This is a genomic window from Ochrobactrum sp. Marseille-Q0166, from assembly GCF_014397025.1.
In the GTDB taxonomy this organism is placed as follows: Bacteria; Pseudomonadota; Alphaproteobacteria; order Rhizobiales; family Rhizobiaceae; genus Brucella.
Window position 1 is genome coordinate 737,196 of record NZ_JACJUO010000001.1, and the last position, 25,238, is coordinate 762,433.

Consider the following 25,238-nt stretch of genomic DNA (forward strand, 5'->3'; position numbering starts at 1 on the left):
TATTCAGACCCTGGTGGTTGTGATTTATAGTTTCAGGGCACCGTCATTTTTCGACAAATGAACGATAGGGGCAAAAAGGGAATGAGGAAACCAATGAGAAAAGTGACACTGGCATTAGCCATGTTGCCGCTTTTGGCGAGTGCGCCGGTTCTGGCAGCATCGGGTTTTTCGCAGCAGGGAAATATTCAGCTGGCGCAGGCCGGAAATCCCGGCGGCGATCAGTTTTCGCAGCAGGTCTGTAATCTGGCACATCAAAATGCGCAGTCATATGTGCGCATCATGCAGTTGCGCGACAATATGCTCAGAATTCAACGTGATAATGAAGCCCGTTTCAGAGCCCTGGAAAAGGGAAAGAGCGGTACGCAGAATCACGCGAATATCGGCTCGACAGCAATTCTTGATGACGCAATGCGCGATAGTGGGGGAACCGGCGGGCAGGGTGGTTATCAGCAAAGCCCGGGTTTGCAACAAGAACTGATCCGCACCCTCACCGGCAAGGTTGAGGACGTCGATGCGCAGATTTCGTTTACTAACGAGTTGTTGCAGAAGACGCAGGACGACAATGATTTCCGCTTTGAAGAACTGGAAAAGAAGCAGGGTGTGACTGCTCCTGCAAAGTCCAGTGCCTCTCAGAATGCGCAGATTACTCCGCCTGCGGGCAGCGATCTATGTGCGCAGGGCATGCGCGATCCCGTCAGCACCGCCGATACACTCGGCAACCGTGCTGAAGCCATGAACTTCCAGGTCCTCGAATTGCAGGACCAGATGCAGAAAATGCAGGAAGAGAATGAACGCCGCTTCCAGAAGCTTGAGGGTGGTCGTGCAGATTCAGGTAATACACCCGGTGATACCTCGCTCGCAGATGCCACACCAGCTGGAAACCCCGATAGCGGGGTTTCCGGAGACACTGCACAGGGTGGAAATTTCGGCTCCTCCGATATGCAGACGGCGACCAATGACACTTCGGGCGCCGATTCCATGGCTATTGGTTCAAGTGCTGCCGCTCAAGGCGGTCCACAGCGTGGAGAGCCGCCGCAGACGCTCGGCTCTATCCGTTTTGATAACAATGGCAATGTAATCGGCGAAACCATGAATGTTCAGCCACGCCCGATAGAGCAGGGTGCTGCATTGCCTGCAGGGCAGGCGGTCGCGTCTTTGCCAACCGACGATAATCCGAATTCACTTTATCAGGCTTCATATCAATATGTGATGTCAGGTGATTACAAAGCTGCCGAAACTGGCTTTCGCGAGCATATCAAGCGCTATCCAGCTGACCCGACAACCGCAGAAGCGCGTTATTGGCTGGGTGAATCGCTTTATGGCCAAGGCCGCTATCCAGAAGCTGCAACTGTATTCATCGATACGCAGCGGGATTACCCGGATTCCAAGCGGGCAGCAGAAAATATGTTCAAGCTCGGCATGACGCTTGAAAAAATGGATAATCATGATGTTGCCTGTGCGACATTCAAGCAAATTCCAGAGCGCTATCCGAAGGCTGCACCTGCCGTTTTGAAGCGGGTGGCGGATGAGCGCACACGTATCAAATGTTAATTTTGGAGATTGTTTGTGGGGCTCTCCCCGACCGATATTTTTGAGCCTTTTAGATTGGAACATGCAAAAGGAATCATTGCTGCCGTTTCTGGTGGCAGCGATTCTCTGGCTCTTCTTTTTCTTCTGAAAGACTTTCTTGCGACGCTGGATGATCCACCGCCGCTGACCGCGTTTACGATCGATCATCGTTTGCGCGAAGAATCGACGCGCGAGGCCGAAACTGTTGGGCAGCTTTGCAAACAACACGGCATTGCTCACCGTATTCTTGCATGGGAAGAAACAAAGCCCAAGACTGGTCTCGCCGCCGCCGCGCGTTCCGCGCGCTATCGGCTATTGGTGCAGGCTGCGCATCAGGCAGATGCTGATTTCATTGCGACAGGCCATACCCGAGACGATCAGATCGAAACATTTTTGATGCGAAAAGAGCGAAGTTCTCATTCCGAAGCCCGCGGGCTTGCCGCGATGGCATCTCGTTCGTGGCTGGAAAATTCTCTCGAACTGATCCGTCCGTTGCTAGATCAGTCGCGCATGACGTTGCGAGATGAATTGACTAGGAAGAGTATCCGCTGGATTGACGATCCGAGTAACGTCAACATCAACTATGAGCGCCCGCGTGTACGGCTTACATCGGCTGTGGAAGTCGATCCAGATTTTGTGATCGCACAGATTGCTTTGGCATCTGCGGCACGTAAACGCGATAATTCAGTTCTCATTACGGCGTTATCCGATCCTGCTTGTCTGCAGATGAATCCATTGGGTACGATTCTTCTTGATGCATCCATTTACGCTAGGCTACCGGAAAATATTCGTTGCCTGTTTGGAGGTCTGCTCGCGTCCCTTGCCGGAGGAAGGCGCTTTCTTCCCGGTGATGCCGAGCGGTCTCGCATAGAGAAGCTCTTATCGGGCCAGGAGAAAGTGGGACGGCTTACAGTGTTTGGCGCACTTGTTGAGCGAGGCGAAAATGGCGAGCCCCATAAGTTCCGTCGCGAACGGCGCAACCTCTCCGCAATGCGACTTGAAGCAGGCCAGACTGGCATCTGGGATGGGCGATATCGGTTGAAGAACTCAACTGAAAAGACGTTTGATGTGGCCTCGCCCGATAGACAGGAACTGGCTGATTTTATCGCGGCGAACGAAATCGATGCCGATTTTGTCCAGCGTGAAAGCTTGCTGGTCCTGCCCGCCATCTATGAGAATGGCAAATTGCTTCAACTTCCTGCACTTAGCACCCCATACCATCTTGCAGGAATCAGTGTCGAAAAACACTTCGCAATCTTCGATCACGTGCTTCCCGGCTATGATTTTGGGCTGGCGAAGGCCATTGAAATGCGATTTGGTCGCGAATGTCCTAATTTTTATAAACCAGATTGAGAAGAATCGAGGCTGAGGCGTGTCTCGCGCCTTGGCAAGGCCTTTCTTCGAACCTATGTTAAGTCGAAACATCGTACCGCCCTTTTCGGGTGGCCGTGGTATCGATTGGACCCGATATGAATCCGAACTATCGCAACTTCGCTCTCTGGGCGATCATTGCTCTACTTTTGATAGCGTTGTTCAACCTGTTCCAGAGCCCTGGTCAGCGCTCCAATTCTCGTGAAGTTTCCTATTCCCAGTTTATCGACGACGTTTCCAATGGGCGCGTTAAGTCGGTAACCATTACTGGTGAGCGGATCAGCGGCACGTTTGCTGATAATGGATCGACTTTCCAGACCTACTCTCCGGGTGACACCGGGCTGGTTTCGCGTCTTGAAGAGAAGGGCGTTGCAATCACCGCTCGTCCTGAAAGTGACGGCTCCAGTTCGCTCCTTGGGATTCTGCTTTCCTGGCTGCCTATGATCCTTATTCTTGGCGTGTGGATTTTCTTCATGCGTCAGATGCAGGGTGGTTCGCGCGGCGCGATGGGCTTTGGCAAGTCGAAGGCGAAGCTTCTGACCGAAGCACATGGTCGCGTGACTTTTCAGGACGTTGCCGGCGTTGAGGAAGCCAAGCAGGATCTCGAAGAAATCGTTGAATTCCTGCGTGACCCGCAGAAGTTCCAGCGTCTGGGCGGCAAGATCCCACGCGGTGTTCTGCTTGTAGGCCCTCCCGGAACCGGTAAGACTTTGCTCGCGCGCTCCGTTGCAGGTGAAGCCAATGTGCCGTTCTTCACGATTTCTGGCTCTGACTTCGTTGAAATGTTTGTCGGTGTTGGTGCAAGCCGCGTCCGCGACATGTTCGAGCAGGCCAAGAAGAATGCGCCCTGCATTATCTTCATCGACGAAATCGATGCTGTTGGTCGTCATCGTGGCGCCGGTCTTGGCGGTGGTAACGACGAACGCGAACAGACGCTCAACCAGCTTCTCGTGGAGATGGATGGTTTTGAAGCAAACGAATCGATCATTCTGATTGCTGCGACCAACCGTCCTGACGTTCTCGATCCCGCACTTCTGCGCCCGGGCCGTTTCGACCGTCAGGTCGTGGTTCCGAATCCGGATATCGTTGGTCGTGAACAGATCCTCAAAGTGCATGTGCGCAATGTGCCGCTTGCACCCAATGTCGATCTCAAGATTGTTGCACGTGGTACGCCGGGCTTCTCTGGTGCCGATCTTGCAAACCTCGTCAATGAATCTGCTCTTATGGCTGCGCGTCGCAACAAGCGCCTCGTGACCATGCAGGAATTTGAAGACGCCAAGGACAAGATCATGATGGGGGCGGAACGCCGTTCCGCCATGACGCCGCAGGAAAAGGCCAATACGGCCTATCACGAAGCAGGCCATGCCATTGTAGCAATCAATGTGCCTGCGTCTGATCCGGTCCATAAGGCGACAATCATCCCGCGCGGTCGTGCGCTGGGTATGGTGATGCAGCTTCCTGAGGGCGACCGTTATTCGGCAACCTATACCTGGATGGTATCGCGCCTTGCGATCCTGATGGGTGGCCGCGTTGCGGAAGAGCTGAAATTCGGCAAGGAAAACATCACGTCCGGTGCATCATCCGATATTCAGCAGGCAACCAAGCTTGCCCGCTCGATGGTGACGCAGTGGGGCTATTCCGACAAGCTTGGTCGTGTGGCCTATGGCGACAATCAGGAAGAAGTATTCCTTGGTCATTCGGTTTCGCGCACGCAGAATGTTTCGGAAGAAACAGCACAGATCATCGACGCAGAAGTGCGCCGACTGGTTGATGAAGCCTATGCCGAAGCAACCCGTATCCTGACTGAAAAGCGCGAGGACTGGATTGCACTTGCTGAAGGTCTGCTCGAATACGAAACCTTGAGCGGCGATGAAATCAAGGAACTGATTGCCGGCAACAAGCCATCGCGCGATCAGGGCAATGATACGCCGTCACGCGGTTCGGGCGTGCCAAAAGCCGGTAGCCCACGCAAACGTAAGGGCGAGGAGCCGGGTAATGAGCCTGGCATCGAACCAAACCCGCAGCCGCAATAAGCATCTGCAAAGTTTATGGAAAAGCCGGGCTGTCTGTCCGGCTTTTTTGCTTTTGGTGGCAGATGTGATCAGAAAGGCTCGGTTAAGGATTTCGGCGCATCATGGGCCGGATTTGGAATTTGTAGTTTGTTTCTCCGAAAGGTGAAATTGCAATGACGGGTGGTTTTGCGCTAATAACGCAATTAATCGATTGCCGAGCTCAGTGATACTCGGATGCCATTGCTGCCTTAGGGATTAACAGCGACTGATATTTGATTGCTTCGAGACAGCTCTATGGCGCAACGCAAGGCTAAGAATATGACACGTAAATATTTTGGAACCGACGGCATTCGCGGTAAGGCCAACAGCTTTCCGATGACGCCTGATATCGCCATGAAAGTTGGTATGGCTGTCGGGCACATTTTCCGCCGCAAAGGCCAAGCCTCACGCGTTGTGATCGGCAAAGATACGCGTCGTTCCGGCTATATGCTGGAAAACGCATTGGTCGCCGGTTTCACTGCTGCGGGCATGGACGTGTTTCTCCTCGGACCAATCCCAACACCTGCGGTCGCCATGCTCTGCCGTTCTTTGCGTGCAGATATCGGTGTGATGATCTCGGCCTCGCATAATCCTTTCTATGATAATGGCATCAAGCTGTTTGGTCCTGATGGCTTCAAACTCTCCGACGAGATTGAACTTCAGATTGAAAGCCTGATCGATAGCGATCTGTCCGCGCATCTCGCAACCCACGGTGACGTGGGCAAAGCCAAGCGCGTTGACGGTGATATCTATCGCTATATCGAATTTGCCAAGCGTACGTTGCCACGCAATATATCGCTTAATGGTTTGCGCGTTGTGGTCGATTGCGCCAATGGTGCGGGTTACAAGGTTGCACCTGCAGCGCTTTGGGAACTCGGCGCGGAAGTCATCACTATCAATGACGAGCCGAACGGTATTAATATCAATGAAGATTGCGGCTCGACGCATCCGATTGGCCTGATGAAGAAGGTGCATGAAGTGCGTGCTGATGTCGGTATTGCGCTTGATGGCGATGCAGATCGTGTTCTGCTTGTCGATGAAAATGGCACCGTGATCGATGGTGATCAGCTTCTGGCGGTGATAGCCGAATCATGGGCAAAATCAGACCGTCTGCAAGGCGGTGGCATCGTTGCGACGATTATGTCCAATCTCGGCCTTGAGCGCTATTTGCACGACCATAACATGACGCTTGCGCGTACCAAGGTGGGTGACCGCTACGTCGTTGAACATATGCGAGAACATGGATTTAATGTCGGTGGCGAACAGTCCGGCCATATTGTTCTGTCGGATTTTGCCACCACAGGTGATGGACTGGTGTCGGCATTGCAGATTCTTGCCGTTGCGCAGGAAGAGAACAAACCTTTGAGCCAGCTTTGCCGCAAGTTTGAGCCGGTCCCACAGCTCCTCAAGAATGTCCGTACATCTGGCGGAAAGCCACTTGAAAACAAAAAGGTCAAAAGCGCCATTGATGAAGCGACCGATCGTCTGGGTTCGCAGGGCCGGCTGGTGATCCGTCCATCGGGAACTGAACCGCTTATTCGTGTGATGGCGGAAGGTGACGACCGCGCACTCGTTGAGAAGGTCGTCAATGATATCATCAGCGTAATTTCATCGGAAAGTGCGGCGGCCTGATTAATTAGAGAATAGTAGGACTAAAAGCGCGGGTTTCCCGCGCTTTTTTCGTTTCCAGGAAGCGCGTGCTTATACTTTAGAATGTGTTAATAAATGAGGTTAAAAAACAAGGTTAAGTTGTATTTAACTTTTGATCGTTAGCGTGGTCTTCAGAATTCAGTTCCGACGCAGTTGCGACGAGACAGATTTATGGGACAGATAGATGAACGGTCTTATTAAAACTTTTTGCGCAAGCCTTGCTGTATCGGCTGCAATGATGGCATTCGCTCCTGCGGGCTTTGCCGCAGACTATATTGAACCTGTACCGGAAGTGGTTGTCGCTCCGCCTGCTGTAGGTGGCTGGTATCTGCGTGGTGACGTAGGCTATTCAGCAGCTAAATTTCGTGGTGCGGATTATTCGCTAGGCGGCAGTGGATGTAACCCATGTGGCGAAGGTACCGGCGTATATAAGAAAAGCATAAAGGATGGGGATCTCAAGGGATCGTTTCTGATTGGCGGTGGCGTCGGTTATCAGGTGACTGATTATTTCCGTACTGACTTGACCCTCGATTACATGACGCGTTCTAAATTCACCAGTGCTCGTGACGAAAGCCACATGTCTGCTTTGTCATTGCTTGCTAATGCGTATGTTGATCTTGGTAATTTTGGCGGTGTAACGCCTTACCTGGGTGCGGGTATTGGTGGAACGCAGGTAAAGTGGGCTGATCTGGTTGATACGCAAAATGGTGGTGTATTGCCGGGCGAATCCAACTGGCGTCTCACGTACGCATTGATGGCTGGTGCTTCAGTTGACCTGACTCACAATTTGAAGCTGGATGCCGGTTATCGCTACCGTCATATCAACGGTGGCAAGATGTTCGGCCCCAACTACGGTCTTGGCGATGGTTACGACAAGGGTATGAACATCCATGACGTTCGTGTCGGTCTGCGCTACGCGTTTGGCGGCTAATCAGCACGAATAAGAGGATATTAAGGCCCGGTTTTCCGGGCCTTTTCTTGCGGCAAATAATCTTTCCAGCCATCTTGTGAAATTTTTGATTTCCGATATTTTCACCAGCGGGCCACGCCTCCCCAACGAGGCGCGTGCTATCTGTGAGGATAGGAAACAAAATGACGACGATTGCGAAGCCGGTAGTTCGCCCGGCTAACCCTAATTTTTCTTCAGGTCCCTGTGCAAAACGCCCCGGCTGGTCGCTTCAAGCGCTTGCCGATGCGCCGCTTGGCCGTTCGCATCGTGCGAAAATCGGCAAGAACAAGCTGAAAGAAGCCATCGACCTTACCCGCGAAATTCTCGGCGTTCCGGCTGATTACCGTATTGGCATCGTCCCTGCATCGGATACGGGTGCCATGGAAATGGTGCTTTGGTCGATGCTCGGTGAACGCGGCGTTGACATGGTCGCATGGGAAAGCTTCGGCTCCGGCTGGGTCACAGATGTGGTCAAACAGCTCAAGCTGGAAGACACCCGCACCTTTGTGGCGCCTTACGGTGATGTGGTTGACTTCGACCAGGTCGATTTCGACCGCGACGTCGTTTTCACCTGGAATGGAACCACATCAGGGGTCCGCATTCCAGATGCCGATTTTATTCCGGCAAACCGCAAGGGACTGGCGATCTGTGACGCCACGTCTGCCGCTTTTGCGCAGCGTCTTGATTTTGCGAAGCTCGATGTGGTCACATTCTCCTGGCAGAAAGTGCTGGGTGGTGAGGGCGCACATGGTATGCTCATCCTGTCTCCTCGTGCGGTTGCACGTCTGGAAAGCTATAAGCCAGCGTGGCCATTGCCTAAGATTTTCCGCATGACTTCCGGTGGCAAGCTGATTGAGGGTATCTTCGTTGGCGAAACCATCAATACGCCATCGATGCTTTGCGTTGAAGACTATCTGGATGGCTTGAGCTGGGCACGGTCTATCGGTGGGCTTGATGGCCTGGTGACGCGTGCAGACAATAATTTCGCCGTCCTTGATGCATTTGTCGAAAAGACACCGTGGGTCGCCAATCTTGCGAACAAGCCTGAAACGCGTTCCAATACATCGGTTTGCCTCAAGGTCGTGGACCCGGAAATTACCGCGCTACCGGCTGACGAACAGGCAGCTTTTGCCAAAGCGATTGTCTCGGCTCTCGAAAAAGAAGGAGTCGCCTTTGATATCGGCTCCTATCGCGATGCGCCTGCGGGCCTGCGTATCTGGACGGGTGCCACGGTGGAAACATCGGATCTTGAAGCGCTGACACCGTGGCTGGACTGGGCATTTGCTACGCAGAAAGCCGCTCTCAAAGCAGCGGCCTGATCGTCAGGAATGTTTGCATCACTGGCCGGAATAGACCCGGCCAGTCAACGACATTCTTCTTTGGTACACATTCGAAGGAGGCCCTTATGGCACCTCGCGTACTCGTATCCGATAAATTGTCGCCGACCGCCATTCAGATTTTCAAAGATCGCGGTGTTGAAGTTGATTACCTGCCAGATCTTGGCAAGGACAAAGAAAAGCTGCTTGAAGTCATCGGCCAGTATGATGGTCTGGCTATCCGTTCCGCAACCAAGGTGACGGAAAAGCTGATTGCTGCAGCAAAGAAACTTAAGGTCATTGGTCGCGCCGGGATTGGCGTGGACAATGTCGATATCCCGGCGGCGTCTCGCCGTGGTATCATTGTGATGAATACGCCTTTCGGTAATTCGATCACGACTGCAGAACATGCAATTGCACTGATGTTTGCAGTTGCGCGTCAGCTCCCAGAAGCTGACGTTTCCACCCGTGCTGGAAAGTGGGAAAAGAACCGCTTCATGGGCGTGGAAATTACTGGCAAGACATTGGGTGTTGTGGGCTGTGGGAATATCGGTGCTGTGGTTGCAGCGCGGGGTATCGGCCTCAAGATGCATGTTGTTGCGTTCGATCCGTTTCTATCGGAAGCGCGGGCGCAGGAGCTTGGTGTTGAAAAGCTCGAGCTTGATGAACTTCTGGCGCGCGCCGATTTCATCACGCTGCACACGCCACTGACCGACAAGACACGCGGCATCATCAATGCCGACGCACTGGCTAAGACCAAGCCGGGCGTCCGCATTATCAACTGCGCACGCGGCGGTTTGATTGTTGAAAAGGATCTGGTTGCAGCATTGAAATCAGGTCATGTTGCCGGTGCCGGTATTGATGTTTTCGAGACCGAGCCTGCTACAGACAATGAATTGTTCAATCTGCCCAACGTGGTTTGCACACCGCATCTTGGTGCTTCGACTTCCGAAGCGCAGGAAAATGTGGCGATTCAGGTGGCCGAGCAAATGTCGGATTATCTGGTCAAGGGTGCTGTTTCCAACGCGATCAACATGCCGTCGATCACTGCAGAGGAAGCGCCGCGCCTCAAGCCATTCGTCAAGCTCGCAGAAGTTCTGGGTGCTTTTGTTGGCCAGGTGACGGACGAGCCAATTCAGGAGGTCGAAGTACTTTTTGACGGTTCCACTGCGGGCATGAACACACGCGCTCTGGTCAGTGCAGCACTTGCCGGTCTGATTCGTCCGCAGGTTGCTGATGTGAACATGGTTTCTGCACCGATTATGGTGAAGGAACGTGGAATCATCGTCTCCGAGATCAAGCGCGACAAGTCTGGTATCTTCGACGGCTATATCAAGCTCACCGTGAAGACCACCGAACGTGAACGGTCAATTGCAGGAACGTGTTTCTCGGATGGCAAGGCTCGTTTCATTCAGATCAAGGGAATCAACCTTGATGCGGAAGTCGGTCCGCACATGCTTTACGTCACCAATGTCGACATTCCAGGCATGATCGGTCTGCTCGGAACGATTTGCGGCAAGCACAATATCAACATCGCAAACTTTGCTCTCGGACGTAATCATCCGGGCGGTGATGCCATCGCGATGCTCTATGTCGATGACAGGATTCCACAGGCAGCACTTGACGAACTCATTGCTCAAGAGGCAATCAAGGCGGCAAGACCTTTGGAATTTAACATCGAGGAAGCTTGAGCGACATGACAGACGGGATTGAACAGGCAGAATGGCGGCGAATGCAAGCGCAGGACATAGCGCGCGTAACAGCCGTGGCCAATGTCGTTCACCCCGACTTCTTCGAGGATGAGGCGGTCTTCCGGGACCGCTTCAAAGTCTATCCGGCCGGTTGTTTTGTGCTGGCCAATGGCAGCGAAATTCTCGGTTATGGCATCAGTCATCCATGGCAACTCGATAAGGTGCCTGCGTTGAATTCGATTCTCGGTGAGCTGCCGAAGGAAACGAGCACCTATTATATTCACGATATCGCACTTCTGCCGGTGGTTCGCTCAGGCGGGCAGGCTTCGCGTGTGGTCGAATTGATGGCCGCTCAGGCAGAGCGAGATGGTTTTGTCACCATGGCCCTTGTTGCGGTCAATGGCTCTCAGGGATTCTGGGAGAAAAAGGGCTTCGTTACCCGCGATGTGACCGCACTCGAAGAGAAGCTGAAAGGCTATTCGGACGAGGCGCTCTATATGGTCCGCGCCGGCTAAAAGGCACTTTGACACTGAATAGCCTTATTCTCGACACTGGTTTGCCACCAATTTTCGAGTTTTAAGAGCACGTTTTCCACGTTTTTGCGAAAAATAATCATGTTTTGCGCATGAAAGAGTCGCGTAAGCAGGATTCAGTCTGTATAGAGACGAGGGATCAGCACCTCGCGTCAAACTGTCGGGGCTGCTTGCGATCCTTGGGTTATATTGACGGCTGAGATGCCGTACCGAGGAGTTTTCTCAATGGCGAATGTAGTTGTCGTCGGGTCGCAATGGGGCGACGAGGGCAAGGGAAAGATCGTGGACTGGTTGTCCGAGCGCGCCGATGTGATCGTGCGCTATCAGGGCGGTCATAACGCGGGTCATACGCTTGTCATCGATGGCGTCAGCTACAAGCTTTCGCTTCTGCCATCCGGCCTTGTACGCGGCAAACTGAGCGTGATCGGCAATGGTGTTGTGGTTGACCCGCATCATTTCGTCATGGAAGTCGAAAAGCTGCGCGGCCAGGGCATCGAAATCACCCCTGAAGTTCTGCGCATCGCAGAAAATGCACCGCTTATTCTGTCCGTTCATCGCGAACTGGATGCAATGCGTGAAGGCGCTACCGAAGGTCTCAAGATCGGCACCACCAAGCGTGGTATCGGCCCTGCATATGAAGACAAGGTTGGCCGTCGCGCGATCCGGGTCATCGATCTGACCGAGCCGGACACCTTAGAGCCAAAGGTTGAGCGCCTGCTTGCTCACCACAATCTGCTGCGTCGCGGCATGGGCCTTGAGGAAATCGCGGTTGCGACCATTCTTGAAGAGCTGACCTCGGTTGCAGACAAGATTCTCCCTTATATCGATCAGGTCTGGCGCGTTCTCGACGAACGTCGCAAGGCTGGCGACCGCATCCTTTTCGAAGGTGCGCAGGGCGCACTTCTTGATAACGACCACGGCACCTATCCGTTCGTCACCTCGTCCAACACTGTTGCCGGTCAGGCCGCTGCCGGTTCGGGCCTTGGTCCGACAGCAATCGGTTATGTTCTCGGCATTACCAAGGCTTATACCACCCGCGTTGGTGAAGGTCCGTTCCCGACCGAACTCAACGATGAAATCGGTGAATTCCTTGGTACCAAGGGCCATGAATTTGGCGTGGTAACAGGTCGTAAGCGTCGTTGTGGCTGGTTCGATGCCGTTATCGTTCGTCAGACGGTTCGCACTTCCGGCATCACCGGTATTGCGCTGACCAAGCTCGATGTTCTCGACGGTCTTGAGGAAATCAAGATCTGCGTGGCCTACGAACTCGATGGCAAGCGTATCGACTATCTGCCATCTTCAATGGGTGCGCAGGCCCGCGTGAAGCCGATTTATGAAACGCTGCCGGGCTGGTCGGAAACGACAGCTGGTGCGCGTTCGTGGAACGATCTTCCAGCGCAGGCTGTCAAATATGTCCGCCACATCGAAGAGCTGATCGGCGCGCCGGTTGCAATGCTCTCGACGAGCCCGGAACGTGAAGACACGATCCTTGTCACCGATCCATTCCATGATTGATTGATCGGGACTCCGGTTCTGATAACATAAAACACCCGGTTTGCCGTCATGGCGGACCGGGTGTTTTTTAAGATTTTTTCGCGATCATTTTGAAAGCGTTCACTTAATCGTTGCCGCAACCTTTGCTTTCCATCGATTATTGTGATTATTGAGATATTTACTGCATTTCGAACTCGCGGAAACTGGGTAAAACGGCATGGCGGATTTTGTAGCGGTTCTGAAAAAGACAATTGATGCGCAGGCAGACAAATCGCCTGAGCTGCGTCAGCGTGTCTATGCAAAAGCACGTGCGACGATTGAACAGAAGCTTGTGACGGCGAACGCCTCGCAAGTTGTGGCTGTTCGCCAGCGCAAAATCCTCGAGGATGCTATTGAAGAAGTTGAAGCCTTTTATGCGCCTCCAGCTTCCACGCCGCCCCTTGACGAGCCCCAGACTGATCCGCTCGAAGAGTTTCTGCACGAATCAACGCGTGCGGCAAACATGCCTTCTCATGCAGACCGCGAACCGCAGATTGCGACTGAGCACCACTACTCTGACCGCGATTACGAGCGCGAAGAAGAAACATCGCAGGCTCAGCACGCTCGTCGCGATGATTGGGGTGTCGAGCGCGAGCCGGATCATACGGACGATAAGACTTTTTCACGCCGCAGCGAATATGTAGAACGCAGCAGCCCGAAACAAAAGCGTTCTTCTACAGGCCTGATTATTGGCCTAGTTGTTGTGCTTGCCCTTGGTGCTGGCGGTTATGTTGCTTGGAGTAACAAGGACAAACTTCAGGAACTGGCATCAAGTCTTGGCCGCAGCGATGCACCGGCCAGCGGTGACAGTGGTACGACGCAGCAGCCTGAACAGCAGGTGCCACCGGCCGGACAGACTGCGGGTGCTGACCAGCCACAGACGCCACCTGAAGAACAGAAGATGACTCAACGTCTGATGCCGGACGGCAGCGAGACAGACGAAGGTCCAGCCGGTGGACAGGCCAGCCTCGGTGAGGGGAAATCTACCGCTGCCTCAACGCCGGGTGCAGAACAGACCAATTCACCGAACCAGCCACAAAGTCAGCAGGCTGTTGCCGTTGGCCAACAGGCGCTTCTTTATGAGGAACGCGGTGGTACGGAAACGGGGTCGGTAGAGCGTGGAACCGTCGTCTGGTCGGAAATTGAGGAAAGCCCAAGCGAGGGTGAACCTGCTGCGCCTGCAATTCGTGGTACGATCACGATGCCGGATACCAAGGCCGAGCTTAAGCTGACGATTCGCAAAAATACCGACCAGTCCATTCCCGCCAGCCATCTGATTGAGATGGTATTCACTGTGCCAGATGACTTTGCTGGAGGTGCCGTTGATAACGTCCAGCGTATCACATTCAAAGATACGGAACAGGCAGCTGGTAATCCACTGATTGCTGTACCTTCCAAGATAGCGGACAACTTCTTCATTATCTGGCTAAATGACGCAAAGACCGCACAGGATACCAATCTTTCTCTGATGCGCCGTTTGCAGTGGATCGATATTCCGATCTCTTATCGCAACGGGCGGCGCGCTCTGATCAGCCTTGAAAAGGGCATTCCGGGCGAGAAAGTCTTCAATGACGTTCTGGGTGCGAGCTAAACGACACGAAATAGCAAAAAGGCCGCTTTGAGCGGCCTTTTTGTTTCAGCGATATATAGCTTGATTATTTCTTTTCAGAAAAAGCCTTGATGGCTTTGGCCACTTCGTTTGCTGCAGTTTCAGCAGTATCGAAGCCGCGGAGTTCGACCGCTTTCCGGCCTTCAGGCAATTGTTTGTAAACGCGGAAAAAAGCTTCAAGGCGCTGCTGCTCGATCTTTGGCAGATCAGCAATCTCCTTGATATTGTCGTAGGTTGGGTCGATTTTAGAGGTCGGGACAGCGACGATCTTGTCGTCCGTTTCACCACCGTCGATCATCTTGAGAACGCCGATTGGACGAACCTTGATGATTGCACCCGGAACGATTGGTTCGCGGGTGTAGACGAGCGCGTCAAGCGGATCGCCGTCGCCTGCCAGCGTGCTGGTTATGGAGCCGTAATTGGCTGGATAAACGACCGGCATCGACTGATAGCGATCGACGATGATGTGGCCGGTCTTGTCGTTGATTTCGTACTTGGTGAAGCTGCCTTGTGGAATTTCAATGGCAGTGAAGAATTCTTTTCCGTCCTGCTCTTTCTGAGGGTAGTCCAGATAGGAGACATATTCAGACGCAGATACAGCGGTTGCAGCAGTCAGAGCGAGCATTGCAGCAAGCAGGAGCTTTTTCATGGGAGACCTTCAGGTTTCGGTGAAACACCTCACGTTGCCTAAAGCCATTCCATTACAGTTATTTGACGTTTTTTTATCGGTTGGATGACAGGTTGCATCGGACGACGCTCCCGTGGATCAAAATGCGATTTCGTCTCAAAATCAGGCGATATCTTTCTTGAGACTCTTCAAAAGCAAACTGCCGCAAAACGGTTTCCCACTTTGCGGCAGTAGATGGGGCTGAAGAACATCAGTTTCAGGCGTGAGCTTCTTCAACATGGTTCAAAGCCTTCTGCTGCTTGAAAGCTGCAGCCTTGACGGCAGCCTGTACTTTTTCAAAGGCCCGCACTTCGATCTGGCGCACGCGTTCACGGCTGATGCCAAATTCACCGGAAAGGTCTTCCAGCGTCATTGGATCTTCCGAAAGGCGGCGGGCTTCAAAGATGCGACGTTCACGCTCGTTGAGCGTGTCCATGGCCTGTTCAAGCAGCGAGCGGCGGCTTTCCAGTTCGTCCTGTTCAATTAGAATCTGTTCCTGACTGCTGCTGTCGTCCACGAGCCAATCCTGCCATTCGCCCGATTCACCTTCGGCTGCGCGCAGCGGCGCATTAAGCGAAGCGTCGCCCGACAGACGGCGGTTCATGGAGACCACTTCGTCTTCGCTAACCTTCAGCTTGGTCGCAATCTGCTTGACCTGATCCGGGTTGAGATCCCCATCGTCAAGCGCCTGAATTTTGCTCTTCATCTTGCGCAGATTGAAGAACAGGCGTTTCTGATTGGCAGTCGTACCCATCTTCACAAGGCTCCACGAGCGCAGGATATATTCCTGGATCGAAGCCTTGATCCACCACATTGCATATGTGGCCAGGCGGAAGCCGCGTTCCGGTTCAAAGCGCTTGACTGCCTGCATCAGGCCGACATTGCCTTCGGAGATGACCTCGCCTATTGGCAAGCCATAACCGCGATAGCCCATTGCAATCTTTGCGACGAGGCGAAGATGGCTAGTCACCAGCTTATGTGCAGCTTTCGGATCAGTATGTTCGTGATAGCGCTTCGCCAGCATGTATTCTTCCTGCGGCTGAAGCATTGGAAAGCGGCGAATTTCTTCCAGATAACGGGTTAGACCACCGTCACCAGATGTAATGCTAGGGAGATTAACCTGGGCCATAAAGCACCCTCCTTTATAATTTCAGGTTCCCTTTTGGCGAACCTGTCACGCTGGCTGCCTCCTGCACTTCCAACGTGAGCTTACATATATAGGGATGATTTTGGCGAAAACACGATCTCTGACCTCATGAAACAATGTGTCACTAGAATGTGAACATTTGTCCAATCCAGAGAAGATTCCCTGTAGGGCCGTGACCTGCTGGGAGATAGTGTTTCCGCCCCCTAAGCCTCGCTTTTACAAGCTCATTCATGCTGTCTGAAACTGTTAGAACTTACATCATTATATAGAGTGCTGGCGAAAATTTTCCAGAAGCTGCTCCATATCTTCGGGCACGTCTGCCTCAAAGCGCATAATTTCTTCCGTCGTTGGATGGGTGAATGCCAGCAAAAAGGCATGAAGCGCCTGACGATGGAAGCCTTGCACCGCGTTTTTCAGTGGCTCGGGCAGTTTGTTAGCCTTGGTTTTGTAAGCGCTGCCATAATCCATGTCGCCGACGAGCGGATGGCCGATATGCGCCATGTGGACACGGATCTGGTGCGTGCGCCCGGTCTCAAGCCGGCATTCGACGAGTGATGCCAAGGCCGTCGCATCTTCACGCGGTGCGAATTTTTCAATTGTCGAATAATGGGTGACGGCATGGCGCGCATCGTCACGTTCTTCGTTGACGACAGCCTGTTTGGTGCGGTCGCGATGCGAACGGCCAAGATGGGCATCGATATAGCCTTGTGGGCGTTCGGTCATGCCCCAGACGAGCGCGAGATAGGCGCGTTCCAGATCGCCCGTCCGTCCATGATCTGCGAACTGCTCGCTTAGATGGCGATGGGAGTGATCATTTTTGGCGACTACCATGACACCGCTGGTATCCTTGTCGAGACGGTGAACGATACCGGGACGGCGGATTCCCCCGATGCCGGACAAGCTATCGCCACAATGATATATGAGGGCATTGACGAGCGTTCCCGTCCAGTTGCCGTTACCCGGATGGACAACAAGTCCTGCGGGCTTGTTGATGACGATGAGATCATCGTCTTCGTAGAGAATATCCAGCGGGATGTTCTCGCCTTGCGGTTCGGCTGGTTCAGGCTCTGGCAGCACGATGGTAATCTTCATACCTTCGCGCAGCTTTTGCTTTGCACCGCTGGCGGGAGCACCATCGAGGGTCACGTGACCTTCAGCAATCAGGGACTGGACGCGACTGCGGGAGAGTTCCGGCCCCAATGCTGCGGACAGCCACTGGTCTAATCTTTTGCCCGCAGCATCGAGATCGGCAATTAGTTCTTTCAATTGTCTCTTCCCTTCGTTATCACGCGCCCACGCGGGAGCATGAACCGGAGTCATTTAATGCAGGATCCACACTATCCGAGATATCAGAATCAACAAGATTCGGGATATCAGGACTATCAGCAGGGCTATTATCCGGAACAACAACAGCCCGAACCCCCGCTTGATCCAGCGATGGAGAAAGTTCGTCGCAAGATGATCCGTCTGCTTGCGGTGTCCATCGGTGTCATGCTGATTGGTCTTATGGCTGTGCTTGTCGCCGTTGTCTACAAGATCAATCGTGCGCCTGATACCACCGAGACCGAAGTGGCACGATCAGACATTCCGGGACAGGTTGTTGCACCTGTTAAGCCTGAGCCTCCAAAACTGATTGAATCACAGATTGATCTGACGCCAGGCACGCGCCTGTTATCGCAGAGTCTGTCTGGTGATCAGCTTTCGCTTGAAACGCTTTTGCCGGATGGCGGCACGGAACTTATTATTTATGATTACCGTGAATCGCGCATTCTCGGGCGCATCAAGCTTGGTAATGTTGAATAGATTTGAATGTGGGCGGCAGAAAAGCTGCCCTTTTCATTTGGGGAATGGCACTTTATATTAAAAGCGCTTCATGCGCCCATCGTCTAGCGGTCAGGACGGCGCCCTCTCACGGCGCAAACAGGGGTTCGATTCCCCTTGGGCGTACCAACATCTTGAATAGACGGGTTTTATCCACAAAAGCTGGCTTATGGCTGAGCGCACAGGCGACCTATCTGTCATCGCAATGCCGACGGATGGTAGGCTCGGGGCGAATATTTGATCCATTACCTGTCCCAATAATGGTATCCACATTGATTACCGGATGCCCAGTTGCCCTGTTTGCGGCTTGGCTCAGACGCTTTTAGAACGCGTTTCGATCTGACGGACCTAGATCGGCGACCTAAGTTTTTATTTATCGCGCATCGTTTTCTGATCGAAGCGCGGACAGAGAACAGTTCGGTGGCCTGGTTTCTCTGCAAGGGCGCCTCACCCTTTTCGGGATGCGCTCCAATTCAAGCCCAGTTTTTGCTGATTGATTCCAGAGTGCTCGTTCCAACAAGTCGCTTTGCTTCGCAGTTATCCCTTTCAGGAGTGATTGAATGCGATTAAGCGTAGATGGCATATTGCCGAAATGGGGTCGGAGAATGATCGCAGCTTATATTGGATCTGCTTTGTTGAGTGCAGGTGTTTATTTCTCGTTGAGACGCAAATCGCCAAAGATACGCGTAAGGATCCCTCTAAGTATCTTCTTTTTGTTATGTGCGGTCTTTACGATCTGGTTTATCCAAACCGGCGGTGATTACGGTATTATGGGAAAGAACGGCATTGATCCGGATTGGGCGCATCAATAGAGTATAGCGACATATTTCGCTTAGCTCATGTGCCTGTAACAAAGCCCTGCCGATACGATATCCCGTTAATCGATGAATAGGTGTCCAAGATGTCACGCTTCACACGTATCCTTGCCGTGCTCACCGCAGCGACTGCGCTAATGACGGCAGAAGTCCAGGCCTGCACGCGGATTGTCTATCATGGGGAGGCCGGGCGCATTCTTACTGGCCGCAATATGGATTTCAAAGATCCAATGGTAAGTAATTTCTGGGTTTTCCCGCGCGGAATGAAGCGTAATGGCGAAGCAGGCTCCCGCTCGATGGAGTGGACTTCGAAATACGGCAGCCTTGCCGTGTCGGGTTATGATATCTCGACGGTCGATGGCTTGAATGAAGCCGGCCTCAATGCAAGCCTGTTATGGCTGAATGCAACGCAGTTTCCGAAAGACGATGATGCGACGCCGCGAATGTCGCTGGCAATATGGGCGCAATTCTATCTCGATCAGTTTCCAACTGTTGCTGAGGCAATAGAATATACACGCAGCCATCCGTTCCAGGTCGTGAGCGGCGAAGTTCCTGGTCGTCCGGGCAGTCTTGCTCCCCTCCATCTCACACTTTCTGACGCTTCTGGCGACAGCGCTGTTTTGGAATGGATTGGCGGGGAATTGAAAATCTATCATGACCGCTCGTATCAGGTGGTTACAAATGATCCGCCTTTTGATTTCCAGCTTTCCAATCAGAAATATTGGAGCGCTGTGGATTCCTTGAATTTTCTTCCAGGTAGCGGTCGCTCTGAAGACCGGTTTGTTCGTGCCGGTTTCTACGTCAACGCTGTGACGCAGACTGAAGATCCAAGAATTGCGGCTTCTGCTGTCTTTAGTGTGATCCGGAATGCATCGGTGCCTTATGGCATTAGCCTGCCTGATGCGCCTAATCTTTCGACGACTCGCTGGCGTGTCGTTGCAGACCACAAGAGTTTGACCTTCCACGCGGAGTCTGCGACATCACCGAATGTGTTCTGGGTCGATCTCAAGAAGCTCGATTTTTCGGAGGGCGCAAAAGTTCGTAAGCTGGATGTCGGCGTTGATATGAGCCGTGTGCTTGTCGGAGAAACCTCCGATGCATTTGTGGAAGAAAAACCTTTTGTTTTCCAGGCCGCGGAATAGCTTGGTCCAGACAAACGGTGAAAGGGTTGATGCTGTGAAATATTCTGCCGTTTTAAGTTTGGCGTTGGGGATCTCTGCATTGGCACCCATGACTGCGTTTGCTCAGGCTGGGTTTGATTGTGGTAAAGCTTCTACAAAAACAGAGAAAGCGATTTGTTCACACAGCGAGATTGCAGAAGCTGATCGCGCAATGTCGATAGCTTATGCTGCCCTGATTGATCGGTCAGATTCCGGCCTGAAAGAAGCGCTCCGTGAAGATCAGACAGCTTTTCTAAAGCAACGTTCAGAGGCATTCGAAAGCCATTTATCTAACCCTGAAATGCGGCTTGAAGGTTTGCATTATCGCACCGAGCAACGCGCGGAACTATTCAATTGGATTTCGGTCACCAACGGCTCCTCTCTTGAAGGCAACTGGCAAAATGCGTGGGGCAGCATCAAGGTTGAGAAGAAATCGCCCACTCAGCTCGCTGTGAATATTGATGTTGCAGATCAGGCCAATGGTAGCTGGGTCTGCAGCTTTGAAGGAACGGTTCAGCTAAAGAGCGCGGGTGAAGCGGTGTATCAAGGAGAGGGCGGACCACTGACCCTGAAACTTGATGGTGCTGTGCTCAAAGTTCCCACTCCTTTTTGTGATGCATCCACCTCGGGGGGCTATGGATCAGCAGCCGGCACGTATTTTCGCGTTGGCGCATAGTGGGCGTTTGCGTGGCATAATTCGCTCATGGAGAACACGATAAGGAAGGATTGGTGCATCTCGGCGATTATATCGCTGATTTTTGGATGTTTTACCGCGTTTCTCTTCTTTTACCTGGTGTTCTTTGGTGTGGGGAATGATGGATACCTGATGATATTTTGCGTTTACACAGCACCTGTCGCACTCGTATCGGGCTTGTGGGGGCTGTTTTATTGGCGAAGCTTGCCAGCCGTTGTTGGAATATGCCTTGCTTTATCTCCATTGGTTTATTTGTGACGCGGTCTACATAGGAACGTGTCTTTGCGGGTTGTACAAAACTAAGGTCGCAGGCTTCGATAAAAGGCTTGGGGAGATGTTTGTCATTTCAGTTGCGAAAATTTGCAACTGGCGTGTCCTGGGTGCATAATCAATGCATGAATGAATCACACAAGAAACCCGATTATGAACAGGAACTGCGGCAGGCAGGCGTAAGGATTACGCGACCTCGCCGGATTATCCTGAACATTTTGACAGAGACTGAGGATCATCCAGATGCGCTGGAGATTTTCAGGCGTGCTGTTGTGATTGATAGCAGTATTTCTTTGTCGACCGTCTATCGTACGATGAAGTTGCTTGAAGAACTGGGCGCCATCCATCGCCATGCATTTGCCGGTGGACCATCTCGTTTTGAGCAGGCAAGCGGCGCACATCACGATCATATTATCGATATGGACTCGGGTGATGTGGTCGAGTTTCGCTCAGATAAAATTGAAAAGCTTCAGGAAGAGATAGCCCGCGAACTGGGCTACGAGATTGTGCATCACCGTCTCGAACTTTATTGCAAAAAAACTAAATCCTGATGGAACCAATCGGCGTGAGCGGCGTTTTTTAAAAAGAAGGTCGCAACCCGCCCCGCACGCGGCCTTCAAGTTCACTTCAACCTCCCCGTATGAAGTGAACAGCGAGAATGCCGCGCAGACGCCCCCGTTATGCCGTCGGCGTTCCGCATAATCAAAGAAAAGCCGTTGTGTTTATTGAACACAACGGCTTTTCTTTTTTTAATAACAATATGGTTATGAATCGAATTGTTCGGCAGGGACGGTGAGAGAATAAACTGCACCATTGCCGTCAACGCGATAATCCGCGTGGCCGCCGACGGCTGCTGGCACGATGCGCTGGAGAACAGCACTGCCAAAACGCGGATCATGTTTGACATCAGGCATGGCCGGATTTGTTTCGTCCCAATGGAAAGTCAGTTCTTCATCACCTTCATCATTGCGGTGAATCTTGGCCGAGATGACCACGCATCCATAGGGAATGGATAGGCCGCCAAAGGATGTCGCGTTTATAATCAGTTCGTGTAGTGCGAGGCCGATATGGAGTGCGGCACCCGGAAACAGATAAGGGTTGTTATCACTTTCTATTGTCAGGCGTTCATCGGTGATATCGATATATTTTTCAATCTGCGAATGCACGAGATCAAGAAAAAGCGCGCCATGCCAATTGGAATCCGTCACCAAATCCTGTGAGTAAGAAAGCGACTGGATGCGTCCACGGAACTTTAATAGAAAGTCGTCAACCGTATCGGTAAATCGAGCCGTTTGGCTCGCAATGCTTTGAACTATGGCAAGCAGATTTTTTGAACGGTGACTGACCTCTCGTAGCAGGGTCTTTAAAACCTGTTCACGACGTTTGAGTTCACTGATTTCAAGCGCTGTCGTTACCAGTCCGATTATAGTCCCATCCGAATTGCGATCGCAATCGATATGGAATTCAATCCAGCGGAGCTTGTCACCATCGTTAATGGCAAGTTCAACATTTTGCGCCGTTCCTGTTTCCAAGGCAGTGCGTTTTGCGTGCTCCAGTCGCGGAGCCGACGTGGAAAAAATGAAATCGCAATCCCGTCCTCCAGCTTTCCACTTTTCCTTCCAGTAAGGCGGTATGTTTTCGCCCCAGATATAGCGGAGATCAGGTGCCTGATAGAGAACACAAATATTACTGTTTCTGACTGCTCGCAAGAGTGCGCGCAAGCGTGATGTATCTGGCTCGATATCTTTGAGGGGAGTATCTGGTGTCGTCATGAAAGCCTCAACTTCCGCCTGCTATCGAGTAAAATTGATTGAAGAAAAGATGAAAATATCGATTTTTGGATTACGTTTCGTTCAGACGTTCGGATTGAAGAGCAAGCACTCAAAAATTTTTTGAATGAACTGGTGCGCTCTGCAATTTTGTGATTCGCGCCGTCCTCGTATGAGACGAGACGGCGCGAAATATTTAAAATCTGCAAGAGGCGAAAGCGCCTCCCGTTATGATGACTTAGGCCTTTCGCACCACCGAAGCGATGAGGGAAATAACCAACAAAGCAAGAAATACGAAAAACAGTATCTGCGCTATACCGGCGGAAGCGCCAGCAATGCCGCCAAAGCCGAGCGCGCCTGCTACAAGAGCTACGACAAGAAATACCAGAGCGTAATAAAGCATTTTGGGTCTCCTCTTTTTTCAGTGATAGAGAAACGTCCCAACTATACTTTTGGTTCCTTGAAATAGACAATTTGAAGGTCCAAACCTCAAAAAATCACAATTCTGGAGCAGGTGATTTTTGTTTAAAGTAGGTCCCTCTTTGAAGATAACTCTTCGCAGAGGGACATGCATACGAACATTATTGTTCTTTATGCAGCTGCTTCGGCGGCTTCCTCAAAAAACAAAGCCTGACTGATCAAAGCCTTGACCATGTCTGGATTGAAAGGCTTGGTCACAAGGAAGGTAGGTTCGGGACGCTCACCCGTCAAAAGGCGTTCTGGGAAAGCGGTTATGAAAATGACTGGAACCGTCGCATCGGTGAGAATTTCATTAACCGCATCAATGCCGGAACTGCCATCCGCAAGCTGGATATCTGCCAGAACCATGCGCGGTCTTTCTTTGTTGTATAGCGCGACAGCTTCATCTTTCGTACGGGCAATGCCGACGACTTCATGGCCCAGACTTTCCACCATCTGTTCGATATCCATCGCGATCAACGGTTCATCTTCGATGATCATGATGCGGGTTGCGACCTGTCTGGAAATCTCGGTCGAAGCCGACGCAAGAATAGCACTGAATTCTTTTTCGCTTAGTTCGAGAATCTCGGCAGCTTCGCGCTCATTAAATCCTTCCACTGCAACCAACAGAAAAGCCTGTCGTGGCAATGGAGCAATATGCGACAGATTGCGCGCTGCCTGTTTTTCCCATGCGAATTGGGATGCTGGTTCGGGAACGTGCACCGATGCAGTCTTGTACAGATTGCAGAACAGGCGATAAACCGCAATTCTGTCTCCGGATGACTGCGGGAAGATGCTAACATCTGCAATCAATGCTTCCAGCGTTGCTGCAACATAGGCATCGCCCGAGGCTTGCGTTCCAGTCAAAGCGCGGGAAAAGCGGCGAAGATATGGAAGATGCGGCGCAATACGCGTCGATAACGTCATGATTCTTAAGCTCCTCATTGCCGCTGTTTTCGTTCTTCCTACAAAAATCGTCCGGGCTGATCCCTTTAGAAGAATGTTAGAGAGCGCGGCATTATGCTATAAAAAACTACAGTCGGTGAAAAAAGTTCCATGAAAGAGGTTTATTTTGTGGAACTTTTTGAAAGGTCCCGCATTTACCAATTCGAGTAAGGGCCGGGTCATTACTAAACTTGGCGTCATGCCGGGATTGATTAAGAGATGATGGATAAGAAAAACCTTCAAGCGAACGGAGCCGGTGTCCGGCTCAATGGGCGCGTCCAGAAGGACATTTTAGGGCCGAATTGTGAAGTCGGTCTTAAGTTGAAAGCGCTTTACACCTCAATACAGGACGAGACCATTCCGGATCGTTTTCTCGACCTGCTGGAAAAACTTGATCAGGCTGAACAGGAGAGTACGCGTGAGCACAGAACGGGTTCTGTCGGCTGAGGAGATGGCGCAGTTCAAGCGCGAGCTTCTCGCGTCTTTGCCCAGCCTGCGCGCATTTGCGGTATCATTGATCGGTCAACATGATCGAGCGGATGATCTCGTCCAGGATACGATTATGAAAGCCTGGGCTAAACAAGAATCGTTTGAGTTGGGCACGAATATCAAAGCCTGGCTTTTTACAATTCTAAGAAATGAATTTTACACGCAGATGCGTAAACGTGGTCGGGAAGTTCAAGATACAGACGGAGTCTTTAGCGAGCAGTTGGCGGTCCATCCGTCGCAATATGGTACGCTCGATTTGCAGGACTTCAAGGTTGCACTCGATAAACTGCCCGATGATCAGCGTGAAGCTATCATCCTGATCGGTGCTTCCGGCTTCGCCTACGAAGAGGCCGCCGAGATTTGCGGTTGTGCCGTCGGCACAATCAAGAGTCGTGTCAGTCGTGCTCGTACGCGCTTACAGGAATTATTGCAAATTGATGGCGAGGCTGATTATGGCCCTGATGCGAACTCTTCCCGCGCGACTTTGAGAAGTTTTGCCTGATCATCAGGCCTTGTAACTTGAACAAACCGTTCCATTCGTGTTTGCTTATTAATCTAGCGTCAGAAACCTAATGGATTGAATTTGATGTTTGAATCCCCGCTGACACATATGCTGCTTCAAACGTCAAATTCGAAAAAACCACTAGACACATATAGTTGCTAGTGGTTTTTTGATTCCAACATTTGCTTGGCGCGTGCACCGAGGGATGCAAATGTTGGAATCAGACCA

At 52.0% G+C, this 25,238-nt stretch carries 22 protein-coding genes and 1 tRNA gene; 17 read left to right on the forward strand and 6 right to left on the reverse strand.

The window, feature by feature from the left end; all coding sequences use genetic code 11:
- Positions 1–81 precede the first annotated feature (81 nt).
- The 10 genes from ybgF (at position 82) to H5024_RS03540 (ending at position 14,254) form a co-directional block, all read left to right on the forward strand.
- Positions 82–1,551, forward strand: coding sequence for a tol-pal system protein YbgF (gene ybgF, locus H5024_RS03495; RefSeq protein WP_187544043.1), 1,470 nt, complete (start codon positions 82–84; stop codon positions 1,549–1,551).
- A gap of 15 nt (positions 1,552–1,566) precedes the next feature.
- Positions 1,567–2,922, forward strand: coding sequence for a tRNA lysidine(34) synthetase TilS (tilS, locus tag H5024_RS03500; RefSeq protein WP_187544044.1), 1,356 nt, complete (start codon positions 1,567–1,569; stop codon positions 2,920–2,922).
- A 116-nt stretch (positions 2,923–3,038) separates the two neighbouring features.
- Complete coding sequence (gene ftsH, locus H5024_RS03505; RefSeq protein WP_187544045.1) at positions 3,039–4,973, forward strand: ATP-dependent zinc metalloprotease FtsH; 1,935 nt, start codon at positions 3,039–3,041, stop codon at positions 4,971–4,973.
- A gap of 297 nt (positions 4,974–5,270) precedes the next feature.
- Positions 5,271–6,623, forward strand: a complete 1,353-nt coding sequence (glmM, locus tag H5024_RS03510; protein ID WP_187544046.1) for a phosphoglucosamine mutase — start codon at positions 5,271–5,273, stop codon at positions 6,621–6,623.
- Between the two features lie 202 nt (positions 6,624–6,825).
- A complete protein-coding gene (locus H5024_RS03515; protein ID WP_187544047.1) occupies positions 6,826–7,572 on the forward strand; it encodes an outer membrane protein in 747 nt (248 codons plus the stop codon).
- A 161-nt stretch (positions 7,573–7,733) separates the two neighbouring features.
- Entirely contained in the window at positions 7,734–8,909 is a 1,176-nt protein-coding gene (locus H5024_RS03520) for a phosphoserine transaminase (RefSeq protein ID WP_187544048.1), read from the forward strand.
- A gap of 86 nt (positions 8,910–8,995) precedes the next feature.
- Positions 8,996–10,597, forward strand: coding sequence for a phosphoglycerate dehydrogenase (gene serA, locus H5024_RS03525; protein WP_187544049.1), 1,602 nt, complete (start codon positions 8,996–8,998; stop codon positions 10,595–10,597).
- A 5-nt stretch (positions 10,598–10,602) separates the two neighbouring features.
- Complete coding sequence (locus H5024_RS03530) at positions 10,603–11,112, forward strand: GNAT family N-acetyltransferase (RefSeq protein WP_187544050.1); 510 nt, start codon at positions 10,603–10,605, stop codon at positions 11,110–11,112.
- A 243-nt stretch (positions 11,113–11,355) separates the two neighbouring features.
- Positions 11,356–12,645: an adenylosuccinate synthase gene (locus tag H5024_RS03535; protein WP_187544051.1), complete on the forward strand. Its 1,290-nt coding sequence runs from the start codon at positions 11,356–11,358 to the stop codon at positions 12,643–12,645.
- 196 nt (positions 12,646–12,841) lie between these two features.
- Positions 12,842–14,254: a transcriptional regulator gene (locus tag H5024_RS03540; RefSeq protein ID WP_187544052.1), complete on the forward strand. Its 1,413-nt coding sequence runs from the start codon at positions 12,842–12,844 to the stop codon at positions 14,252–14,254.
- Positions 14,255–14,318: 64 nt separating this feature from the next.
- Here the strand turns inward: H5024_RS03540 and H5024_RS03545 are convergent, their stop codons facing one another.
- The 3 genes from H5024_RS03545 to H5024_RS03555 form a co-directional block, all read right to left on the reverse strand.
- Entirely contained in the window at positions 14,319–14,921 is a 603-nt protein-coding gene (locus tag H5024_RS03545) for an inorganic diphosphatase (RefSeq protein WP_187544053.1), read from the reverse strand.
- Positions 14,922–15,156: 235 nt separating this feature from the next.
- Positions 15,157–16,068 (reverse strand): RNA polymerase sigma factor RpoH, encoded by a 912-nt coding sequence (gene rpoH / locus H5024_RS03550; protein WP_187544054.1) that lies wholly within the window; start codon positions 16,066–16,068, stop codon positions 15,157–15,159.
- 279 nt (positions 16,069–16,347) lie between these two features.
- Positions 16,348–17,406, reverse strand: a complete 1,059-nt coding sequence (locus H5024_RS03555) for an RluA family pseudouridine synthase (protein WP_187544055.1) — start codon at positions 17,404–17,406, stop codon at positions 16,348–16,350.
- A gap of 3 nt (positions 17,407–17,409) precedes the next feature.
- Here H5024_RS03555 and H5024_RS03560 point away from each other — a divergent pair, with 3 nt between their 5' ends.
- From H5024_RS03560 to H5024_RS03580, 5 genes are all read left to right on the forward strand, one after another.
- Positions 17,410–17,889 (forward strand): hypothetical protein, encoded by a 480-nt coding sequence (locus H5024_RS03560; RefSeq protein ID WP_187544056.1) that lies wholly within the window; start codon positions 17,410–17,412, stop codon positions 17,887–17,889.
- Between the two features lie 72 nt (positions 17,890–17,961).
- A tRNA-Glu gene (locus H5024_RS03565) sits at positions 17,962–18,036 on the forward strand.
- Between the two features lie 772 nt (positions 18,037–18,808).
- On the forward strand, positions 18,809–19,864 hold the full coding sequence (locus tag H5024_RS03570; protein ID WP_187544057.1) for a linear amide C-N hydrolase: 1,056 nt from the start codon (positions 18,809–18,811) through the stop codon (positions 19,862–19,864).
- 1 nt (position 19,865) lies between these two features.
- A complete protein-coding gene (locus tag H5024_RS03575; protein WP_247875205.1) occupies positions 19,866–20,558 on the forward strand; it encodes a lysozyme inhibitor LprI family protein in 693 nt (230 codons plus the stop codon).
- Positions 20,559–20,971: 413 nt separating this feature from the next.
- The gene (locus tag H5024_RS03580) at positions 20,972–21,397 is read left to right on the forward strand and encodes a Fur family transcriptional regulator (protein WP_187544059.1); all 426 of its coding nucleotides are present in this window, start codon (positions 20,972–20,974) and stop codon (positions 21,395–21,397) included.
- 213 nt (positions 21,398–21,610) lie between these two features.
- On the opposite strand, the gene H5024_RS03585 is transcribed toward H5024_RS03580, so the two are convergent.
- The 3 genes from H5024_RS03585 to H5024_RS03595 all read right to left on the reverse strand — a co-directional run bounded on the left by H5024_RS03585 (position 21,611) and on the right by H5024_RS03595 (position 24,001).
- Positions 21,611–22,618, reverse strand: a complete 1,008-nt coding sequence (locus H5024_RS03585; protein ID WP_187544060.1) for a PAS domain-containing sensor histidine kinase — start codon at positions 22,616–22,618, stop codon at positions 21,611–21,613.
- Between the two features lie 235 nt (positions 22,619–22,853).
- Positions 22,854–23,018 (reverse strand): DUF1328 domain-containing protein, encoded by a 165-nt coding sequence (locus H5024_RS03590; protein ID WP_187544061.1) that lies wholly within the window; start codon positions 23,016–23,018, stop codon positions 22,854–22,856.
- A gap of 188 nt (positions 23,019–23,206) precedes the next feature.
- On the reverse strand, positions 23,207–24,001 hold the full coding sequence (locus H5024_RS03595; RefSeq protein WP_187544062.1) for a response regulator: 795 nt from the start codon (positions 23,999–24,001) through the stop codon (positions 23,207–23,209).
- Positions 24,002–24,238: 237 nt separating this feature from the next.
- On the opposite strand from H5024_RS03595, the gene H5024_RS03600 reads away from it, so the two are divergent.
- Together H5024_RS03600 and H5024_RS03605 are read left to right on the forward strand one after the other, a co-directional pair.
- Positions 24,239–24,466, forward strand: coding sequence for a NepR family anti-sigma factor (locus H5024_RS03600; protein ID WP_187544063.1), 228 nt, complete (start codon positions 24,239–24,241; stop codon positions 24,464–24,466).
- 4 nt (positions 24,467–24,470) lie between these two features.
- On the forward strand, positions 24,471–25,010 hold the full coding sequence (locus H5024_RS03605; RefSeq protein ID WP_187546575.1) for an RNA polymerase sigma factor: 540 nt from the start codon (positions 24,471–24,473) through the stop codon (positions 25,008–25,010).
- Positions 25,011–25,238: the final 228 nt, after the last annotated feature.

Coding starts and splice junctions, on each gene's coding strand:
- ybgF (WP_187544043.1), top strand. CDS start 82: ATGAGGAAACCAATGAGAAAAGTGACACTGGCATTAGCCATGTTGCCG.
- ftsH (WP_187544045.1), top strand. CDS start 3,039: ATGAATCCGAACTATCGCAACTTCGCTCTCTGGGCGATCATTGCTCTA.
- glmM (WP_187544046.1), top strand. CDS start 5,271: ATGACACGTAAATATTTTGGAACCGACGGCATTCGCGGTAAGGCCAAC.
- H5024_RS03515 (WP_187544047.1), top strand. CDS start 6,826: ATGAACGGTCTTATTAAAACTTTTTGCGCAAGCCTTGCTGTATCGGCT.
- H5024_RS03520 (WP_187544048.1), top strand. CDS start 7,734: ATGACGACGATTGCGAAGCCGGTAGTTCGCCCGGCTAACCCTAATTTT.
- serA (WP_187544049.1), top strand. CDS start 8,996: ATGGCACCTCGCGTACTCGTATCCGATAAATTGTCGCCGACCGCCATT.
- H5024_RS03530 (WP_187544050.1), top strand. CDS start 10,603: ATGACAGACGGGATTGAACAGGCAGAATGGCGGCGAATGCAAGCGCAG.
- H5024_RS03535 (WP_187544051.1), top strand. CDS start 11,356: ATGGCGAATGTAGTTGTCGTCGGGTCGCAATGGGGCGACGAGGGCAAG.
- H5024_RS03540 (WP_187544052.1), top strand. CDS start 12,842: ATGGCGGATTTTGTAGCGGTTCTGAAAAAGACAATTGATGCGCAGGCA.
- H5024_RS03545 (WP_187544053.1), bottom strand. CDS start 14,921: ATGAAAAAGCTCCTGCTTGCTGCAATGCTCGCTCTGACTGCTGCAACC.
- rpoH (WP_187544054.1), bottom strand. CDS start 16,068: ATGGCCCAGGTTAATCTCCCTAGCATTACATCTGGTGACGGTGGTCTA.
- H5024_RS03555 (WP_187544055.1), bottom strand. CDS start 17,406: ATGACTCCGGTTCATGCTCCCGCGTGGGCGCGTGATAACGAAGGGAAG.
- H5024_RS03560 (WP_187544056.1), top strand. CDS start 17,410: ATGCAGGATCCACACTATCCGAGATATCAGAATCAACAAGATTCGGGA.
- H5024_RS03570 (WP_187544057.1), top strand. CDS start 18,809: ATGTCACGCTTCACACGTATCCTTGCCGTGCTCACCGCAGCGACTGCG.
- H5024_RS03580 (WP_187544059.1), top strand. CDS start 20,972: ATGAATGAATCACACAAGAAACCCGATTATGAACAGGAACTGCGGCAG.
- H5024_RS03585 (WP_187544060.1), bottom strand. CDS start 22,618: ATGACGACACCAGATACTCCCCTCAAAGATATCGAGCCAGATACATCA.
- H5024_RS03590 (WP_187544061.1), bottom strand. CDS start 23,018: ATGCTTTATTACGCTCTGGTATTTCTTGTCGTAGCTCTTGTAGCAGGC.
- H5024_RS03595 (WP_187544062.1), bottom strand. CDS start 24,001: ATGACGTTATCGACGCGTATTGCGCCGCATCTTCCATATCTTCGCCGC.
- H5024_RS03600 (WP_187544063.1), top strand. CDS start 24,239: ATGATGGATAAGAAAAACCTTCAAGCGAACGGAGCCGGTGTCCGGCTC.
- H5024_RS03605 (WP_187546575.1), top strand. CDS start 24,471: ATGGCGCAGTTCAAGCGCGAGCTTCTCGCGTCTTTGCCCAGCCTGCGC.